Annotated in this window: 8 protein-coding genes; 1 reads left to right on the top strand and 7 read right to left on the bottom strand. The window is 60.8% G+C overall.

Annotated features, from left to right (window positions below):
• Positions 1-29: 29 nt before the first annotated feature.
• The 7 genes from KY379_RS19600 to KY379_RS19570 form a co-directional block, all read right to left on the bottom strand.
• Positions 30-296: a hypothetical protein gene (locus KY379_RS19600; protein ID WP_261239322.1), complete on the bottom strand. Its 267-nt coding sequence runs from the start codon at positions 294-296 to the stop codon at positions 30-32.
• A 548-nt stretch (positions 297-844) separates the two neighbouring features.
• Positions 845-1618 (bottom strand): amino acid ABC transporter ATP-binding protein, encoded by a 774-nt coding sequence (locus KY379_RS19595; protein ID WP_133325614.1) that lies wholly within the window; start codon positions 1616-1618, stop codon positions 845-847.
• An 87-nt stretch (positions 1619-1705) separates the two neighbouring features.
• Positions 1706-2446 (bottom strand): amino acid ABC transporter ATP-binding protein, encoded by a 741-nt coding sequence (locus KY379_RS19590; protein ID WP_133325612.1) that lies wholly within the window; start codon positions 2444-2446, stop codon positions 1706-1708.
• Positions 2443-3945, bottom strand: coding sequence for an argininosuccinate lyase (gene argH / locus KY379_RS19585; RefSeq protein WP_261239321.1), 1503 nt, complete (start codon positions 3943-3945; stop codon positions 2443-2445). Before argH ends, KY379_RS19590 begins: the two co-directional genes overlap by 4 nt.
• The gene (locus tag KY379_RS19580; RefSeq protein WP_133325608.1) at positions 3915-4634 is read right to left on the bottom strand and encodes an amino acid ABC transporter permease; all 720 of its coding nucleotides are present in this window, start codon (positions 4632-4634) and stop codon (positions 3915-3917) included. The genes argH and KY379_RS19580 overlap by 31 nt, the downstream gene beginning before the upstream one ends.
• 7 nt (positions 4635-4641) lie before the next feature.
• Complete coding sequence (locus KY379_RS19575) at positions 4642-5304, bottom strand: amino acid ABC transporter permease (RefSeq protein WP_261239320.1); 663 nt, start codon at positions 5302-5304, stop codon at positions 4642-4644.
• A 12-nt stretch (positions 5305-5316) separates the two neighbouring features.
• Positions 5317-6162 carry a transporter substrate-binding domain-containing protein gene (locus KY379_RS19570; RefSeq protein WP_261239319.1) on the bottom strand — a complete coding sequence of 282 codons (846 nt, stop codon included), beginning with the start codon at positions 6160-6162 and terminating at the stop codon, positions 5317-5319.
• 235 nt (positions 6163-6397) lie between these two features.
• Between KY379_RS19570 and KY379_RS19565 the strand changes: the two genes are divergently transcribed.
• The gene (locus tag KY379_RS19565; RefSeq protein ID WP_133325602.1) at positions 6398-7321 is read left to right on the top strand and encodes a LysR substrate-binding domain-containing protein; all 924 of its coding nucleotides are present in this window, start codon (positions 6398-6400) and stop codon (positions 7319-7321) included.
• The last annotated feature ends 53 nt before the right edge of the window (positions 7322-7374 follow it).

The raw sequence follows: 7374 nt of genomic DNA, 5'->3' as shown, positions 1-7374 counted from the left end.
CGAAGAGGCCCGCCGAGACAACACGTCACTTAATGCAGCGTTCGCGGCTCGACCGGCAGATGCGCCCGCATCTGCGCGTGCTCTTCCGCCGACTCCAACAAGGCCTGCACAGTCGCCATCTCATGAATCACGGCCTGCATGATCTTCGAGGTTGGACTGACAGGGTTGAGCAGCACGGATTGGCTGGCGACGGATAAGGCGCAGAGGATGTGCTCGGAGGCCTGCACGAGGGTGTCTTGCAAGGCGATGGACGATTCGAGGGAGGAAGCGGGTGGATCGGGGACTATTTTGCGCATGTACAACTCCGGAGTCGATTGGGCTGCAACCAACGAGCTGTCAAACAAGAAGGTGGCAGCGGTACGCGGGTTGACAGACCGAGGACTCCGGAGACTCGGCGCACACGAGGTGCCCCACGTACTGCCGCCATAAAGCGTGTACGTGCTCGGAGAGAAGGATCGGCCTGTCAAAGCCGGACGCTGATTTGGCAGCGACTTCCCGAGACTAGGCCCCCATTCCAGCAGTAGCAATGGTTTGGCAGGCGCAAGAGTATGAATCGGAAATGCCCTACAAAAAATAGAATTAGTCTGAAACAGAACTGATGTTTTTTGTTTAATGCGCAGTGGTTTTCACAGTATGTGGGCCACATCGGGACCCTATCGCCGAACAGCGCTGTGACCAGACCGTTGAGATCTCCCTTCGAGTGTTTGGGTTGTCTGGGCCGGCCTCTTCGCGGGCAAGCCCGCTCCCACAGGATCATCATCGCTTGCGAATGCGAAGGGGTACCTGTGCGGGCTTGTCGGGGCGCCGAACCGCCGCGAAAGGGCCCTCACAGAGTGCACATCACTCAGTGCAATACCTGGCTCAAGAACAATCGACTGCGCTCACTTTGCGGGTTGTCGAAGAACGCCTCCGGCGTGGCCTGCTCGACAATTTCACCCTGGTCCATGAACACCACCCGGTGCGCCACGGTACGGGCGAAACCCATTTCATGGGTCACGCACAGCATGGTCATGCCGTCTTCGGCAAGGCTGACCATGGTGTCGAGCACTTCCTTGACCATTTCCGGGTCCAGCGCCGAGGTCGGTTCATCGAACAGCATGATCTTGGGCTTCATGCACAATGCCCGGGCGATCGCGACCCGCTGCTGCTGGCCACCGGACAGCTGCCCGGGGAATTTGTGGGCCTGCTCGGGAATGCGCACGCGTTCCAGATAATGCATCGCCACTTCTTCAGCGTGGCGACGTGACACCTTGCCTGCCCAGATCGGTGCGAGTGTGCAGTTCTGCAGAATGGTCAGGTGCGGGAACAGGTTGAAATGCTGGAACACCATGCCGACTTCGCGGCGGATGGCCTCGATCTGCCTGACGTCGCTGGTCAGTTCGGTGCCTTGGACCACAATCCGGCCTTCCTGGTGTTCTTCGAGGCGGTTCAGGCAGCGAATAGTGGTCGATTTGCCCGATCCCGACGGGCCGCAGAGCACGATACGCTCGCCCTGATGCACGGTCAGGTTGATGTTCTTCAGTACCTGGAAAGTACCGTACCACTTGTTGATGTTCTCCATCTGGATCATGGCTTGCCTGGCCATTGAAGCCTGGGGATTGCGGATCGCTTCACTCATTTGAAACTCCTTGCCGGAGCACAGGCGCGCCGTCCCGATGGAGGCGGGCACGCCAGATAGGGGAAAGGGTGCGAAGGTGCCTTTGGATCAGTGCAGGACGCTTTCCAGGAACTGCCGGGTGCGCGGTTCCTTGGGTACGCTGAACACCTCGGACGGCGGCCCGGTTTCGATGATCTTGCCGCCGTCGAAGAACACCACGCGATCGGCCACTTCACGGGCGAAACCCATTTCGTGGGTCACCACGATCATGGTCATGCCTTCGGCAGCCAAGCCCTTCATCACGTTCAGCACGTCGCCGACGGTCTCCGGGTCCAGCGCGGAGGTGGGCTCGTCGAACAGCATCAACTTGGGTCTCATCGCCAACGCGCGAACGATCGCCACGCGTTGTTGCTGGCCGCCGGACAACTCTGCCGGATAATGCTCGGCCTTGTGGCGCAGTCCGACCCGGTCCAGCAACGCCAAGGCATGGGCCTGTGCTTGCTGCTTGGTCGCGCGCTTGAGCTTTACCGGCGCGAGGATCATGTTTGCCATCACGGTCATGTGGGGGAACAGCGTGTAGTCCTGGAACACCATGCCCACTTCCTCACGAAGCTTCGCCAGCGCCTTGCGGTCACCGGCGTTGGCAGAGTCGCCATTGCCGATCACCACGGTGCCCTGCGACGGCTCCTCCAAGCTGTTCAGGCAGCGAATGAAGGTGGACTTGCCCGAGCCGCTGGGACCGATGATGACCACCACTTCACCTTGGCGAACGTCCATGTCCACCCCCTTGACCACCTCGTGTTGCCCAAAGCTTTTATGCAGGTCGCGAACCGTCAGGATTGTGCTCATAGGCCCGCCTGTGCCCGGGTCAGGGCTTGCAGGTTGAGGTGAGCCGCGCTCAGTCGCTCGCGGCGCTGTTGATTGGCGGCGCGTTCAGCCGCCAGTCGCTCCCTGGCACGGGCCAGGCTGGGCTTCAGCGAACCCAGCGACGGGCCGCCTGCGGAGGTACGCCCTTGCACGTTGCTGACCGGGTCCAGGCATTCGCGCACCTTTTGCTCGGACAGGTTCAGCGCGTGGCCCAGTTGTTCGATGGCGCAGGCATCGATCATCTGGGTGGTGATCTGATTCGCCAACAGGCCTTGATCCATCGCCATGCGCACCACGGCGCCGACCACGTGGTGGGCTTCGCGGAACGACAGATCCACCTCGCGCACCATCAGGTCGGCCAGGCCCGTTGCCGTGGAGAAGTCTTCACCGGCACGGCGCACCGCCAGATCGATGTTCGGGGTCGCGGTGCGCAGCACCAGGTCCAGCAGTTTCAGGCAGCGTAGGCTTTCTTCGGCGGCTTCCCAGAAACCACGGGTTCCTTCGCGGTTGCCATCGCCGGTGTGCGAGAAGTTGGTGCCTTTGATGGTGACGCTTGCCCCCATCAGCAAGCCGACGATGTGTCCGCTGCGGCCCTTGAGATACTCCAGCACGGTCGGGTTCTTCTTTTGCGGCATGATGCTGGACGTCGCCGCGACACTGTCAGGGAAGTCGATGAGGTTGAACTCATTGGTGCTCCACACGAAGTAATCCTGCGCAATGCGGCTCCAGAGCACCGCCAGGTTGCTCAGGTGCGACAGGCTTTCGAGCAGGAAGTCCCGCGAGCCGATGGCATCCAGCGCGTTGTCCAGATAACCGTCGAAGCCTAGCAACTCGGCGGTGCGCGAGCGGTCGATGGCGAACGGCGTACCGGCGAACGCCGCTGCGCCAAGTGGGCACTGGTTCATGGAATCCAGGGTCTGGATCAGGCGTTTGCTGTCGCGTTCCAGTGCCTGCTCCACCGCGCTGAGGTAGTACCCATAGGTGATCGGTTGTGCAGGTTGCAGGTGGGTGTAACCGGGCATCACCACTTCAGCGAACATCTCGGCACAGCGAATGGCCGTTGCTCGCACGTTCATCAGCTCGTCGATCAGGTCCATCAACAGGTCGCGACACCGCAGGCGATCGAGCGTGGCAAGAATGTCGTTGCGGCTGCGACCGGTGTGCAGGCGCCCGCCGATGTCGGCGCCGATCTGTTCGATCAGGTGCGCTTCATAGTTGAAGTAGGCATCTTCGCGCGACGGATCCAGCTCGACCGCATCCGGCCCGGCATGCTCCATGTCCAGCACGCCTTTGGCCAGCGCACTGGCGTGTTCGCCACGAATCAGGCCCTGTTCGGCGAGCATCAGGATGTGCGCCTTGTTGACGTTGCCCAGGTTGGCGAAACCACTGGCGAAGCCTTCCAGGCGTGGGCGATAGATGTACTCGTTGACTTCCGGCGCAGTGCTTTCCTTCAGGCGCCGACTGACTTTGGATTCTTGCATTTTGGAACCTCTCCAATAGAAGTACGTACCGCCGGGCGACCCAGACGACGTTCGAGATAGCGACTGAGCCAGGTCAGTGCCGAGCAGATGACGAAGTACACGAGCAACACCACGCCGTAGACCTCGAATGCCGGGCTGACGCCGGTCATGACGGTTTCGCGTTCGATGATGATCTGCCCGACCTTGAGGAATTCGCCCACACCTACCAGCGCGCCCAGGGAAGTGGCTTGCACCAGGATCGTCAGCAACCCGGTGTAGGCCGGCAGAATGGCTTTCATCGACTGTGGCACGACCACGTGCAGGTAGATCTGCCAAGGGCGCAGGCCCAAGGCCCAGGCGCTTTTCCACTGATGTCGGGATACCGACTCCAGACCGCCTCGGACGATCTCGATACCGTTGGCGCTGCCCCACAGGGTCAGGCCCACGGTGACGGCGGCGAACGGGCTCAGATCCACACCGAACATCGGCGCCCCGAAGAAGATGAAGAACACGTTGACGATCAGTGGAATCGAGCGGAACAGCTCCACATAGGCATGAATCGTCCACCCCAGCGCGCGGTTCTTGACCGTGGCCAGCACACCGAGCACTGCCGAGATCAGCGTGGTGAACAGCAGCACCACCAGCGCCAGGCGCAGGGTCATCAACAACCCTTTGGAAACGAAGCTCCAGTTTTCGAGAATGAAGTTCATGGTTGCCTCACTGCCTGAAAGGTCGATGCAGGTGGGCCGACAGCCGCCCGGTCAACAGTGCGAGCACGCCCACCAGCACCAGGTACATGACGCAGATGGCAGTGAACATCTCGATGGCGCGGAAATCCGTGGCAATGCGGTCCACCGCCACGAAGGTCAACTCTGCCAAGCCGATGGCCTGCAAGTACGAGGAGTTCTTAAGCAGCGAGATCGCGGTATTGAGCATCGCCGGCAGGCTCGTGCGAAAAGCGATCGGCAGGGCCACCAGCGCGAAGTACTGCACCGGCTTGAGGCTGAGCGCCAAGCTGGCCTCACGCATACCGTGCTCCACGGTGGCCAGGCCGCCACGGATGTTCTCGATCTGGTAAGCCCCTGCCCAGAGCGACAGGCAAAACACCCCTGACCAGAACAGCGACAGTCCCAGCCCCACGGCTGGCAAGCCGTAGAAGATGAAGAACAGTTGCACCAGGATCGGCGTATTGCGGATCAACTCCACATAGAACGCTACGACCTGCGAGAGGACGGGTACCTTCATGACCCTCACCGCGCCGCCCAGCACACCGATCAACAGCGAGAAGACGATGGCGAGCGCCGTTATCTTCAGCGTCATCAGCACGCCGTCGAGTAACGCCGGCCACTGCGCCATCAGGTAATGGATATCGAAATTCATGATGGCGGCCGATCAGAGCGATTCGGCAGGTTTGGCCTGCTCGAAGACACTGATGTAATAGCTTTGGATGTTCGTGGGAACGAACTGCGCGACCCAGCCACGGAACAGGTGTTCTTCACGCATACGCAGTACCGCTGCGCTCAGGTAGTCGCGCCACTCTTCGTCGTTCTTGCGCACGCCGATGGCAGCATCGGAGATCTGAAAAGGTTCGCCGATCAGACGGGCGTCCTTGTCATTGTCGGCAACCACCACCAGCGTTGCGGCGTCGTGGGTGTAAGCGTCGGCACGGCCCTGGCGGAAAGCCTGCAAGGCGTCGGCGGCGCTGTTCATGCGCAGCGTTTTCACGTCGGGCATGTGATCTTCGAACCACTTGGCCTGCACTGAGCCTTTGAGCGTTGCGAGCGTCTTGCCCTTGAGGTCGGAGATCTTCTGCACAGGGCTGTCTTTCTTGACCACCACGTCACTCGCGCCCCAGCGGTAGGGCGTGGTGAAGTCGATCACGCGTTGACGCTCCGGCGTGACACCGAGCGTGGCGATGAGGAAGTCCACCTTGCGACCAAGTAGTTGCGGCACTCGGTTTTCGGCGGTCACACAGGTGAAGCTGACCTTGTCCTTGGAGCCCAGGGCCCAAAACGACACTTGTTTCGCCATTTCCACTTCGACGCCGGCAAATTCCCCCTTTTCGTCTTGGTAGCCATAGGGCGGCTGGTCGCACCGCACACCAACACGCAGTTGGCCTGCCTCTTTGATAGCTGCCGGAACCGCCGGCAAGTCAGAGGCCCGAGCGGTGGATACCGCAGCCAACGACATGCACGACAAAGCCAGCGCAGCGCTTAGTTTTTTATACGAGAACGACATGATGCCTCCTGATTACCTGGCTGCATCGCCACACTGGCGTGCGACGAAACGATGAGTACAAGAGCAGGGCTGAAAAGTGTGGGGGAGCACCGGTTTTATTCTGGTTCTGCCGGCATGTGCTCGATTGGCATCGCGTTGCATCGGTGCAGACGTCGATGTGGGTCTAGTTATAAGATCTCCGTGTCATGCAATCAAATGACAATACATCAACCCGTCATGCAGAAATGATATGGCTATGAACTTCAAGCAGATCGAAACCTTCCGGGCGGTGATGCTCAGCGGCTCAATGACGGCGGCTGCGCAAGCGCTGCATACCTCGCAGCCGAACGTCAGCCGCCTGATCGCGCAGCTCGAACGGTCCAATGGCTTCAAATTGTTCGAGCGGATGGGCGGGCGATTGGTGCCTACCGATGAGGGCGCACAGTTCTTCGCCGATGTGGAGCGTGCCTTCATCGGGCTGCAAAGCCTGGAAAGCTCCGCCCAGAACCTCAAGCGTGGCGGTACCAGCCGGTTGCGCATCGGAGCCGTGCCATCGCTGACCCATGGCTTGCTGCCGGCGATCATCCAGCGCTTCCGCCAGCAGAATCCGCACGTTCATATCTCCATACACACCAATGACTCGCCGAACGTTGCACACTGGGCCGCTACGCGTTTCTGCGACGTGTGCCTGGTGTCCTACGTCGCGGAAGACATGGCCGGCGTGCAGTCGGAGATCATCTGCGATGTGCCCGGCGTGTGCATTTTCCCCAAGGGACATCGTCTTGGCAGTCTCGAGACAGTGACCCCGGCTGACCTCAAGGGCGAGGAATTCATCTCGTTGTCGCACACCGATGGCTCGCGCACGCGCCTCGACCGCCTCTTCGCCGAAGAGGACCCGCGCGTGCTCAATCTGGATGCCACCCACGCCGCCACCGTCTGCTCGTTGGTCGGCCTGGGCCTTGGCGTCAGCATCGTCAGCCCGCTTGTGGCCTGCGAGTATTTGCATACCGGTATCGATATGCGTCCGTTTACCCCGCAGCTGCGCTTCTATACCTACCTGCTGCTTTCATCCGATCGCCCCGAAAATCTGCTCACCCAGAGGTTCCGGGTACTGGCAGGGGAGATGCTTAGAGGGGCCGCTCAGACGACCTTGCAACCCGGCGGCGCAGTGGGTGGTTGAGCGCTGAACGAGCCGCGCAGCCAACAAAGTGGGGGCGTTCCACGGCAAAGCCA

Origin of the sequence: Pseudomonas sp. HD6422 (assembly GCF_025377065.1) — a bacterium.
Taxonomy (GTDB): Bacteria; Pseudomonadota; Gammaproteobacteria; order Pseudomonadales; family Pseudomonadaceae; genus Aquipseudomonas; species Aquipseudomonas putida_U.
The sequence above is the reverse complement of the archived record's forward strand: the minus strand, read 5'-3'. Positions and strand labels throughout refer to the sequence as shown.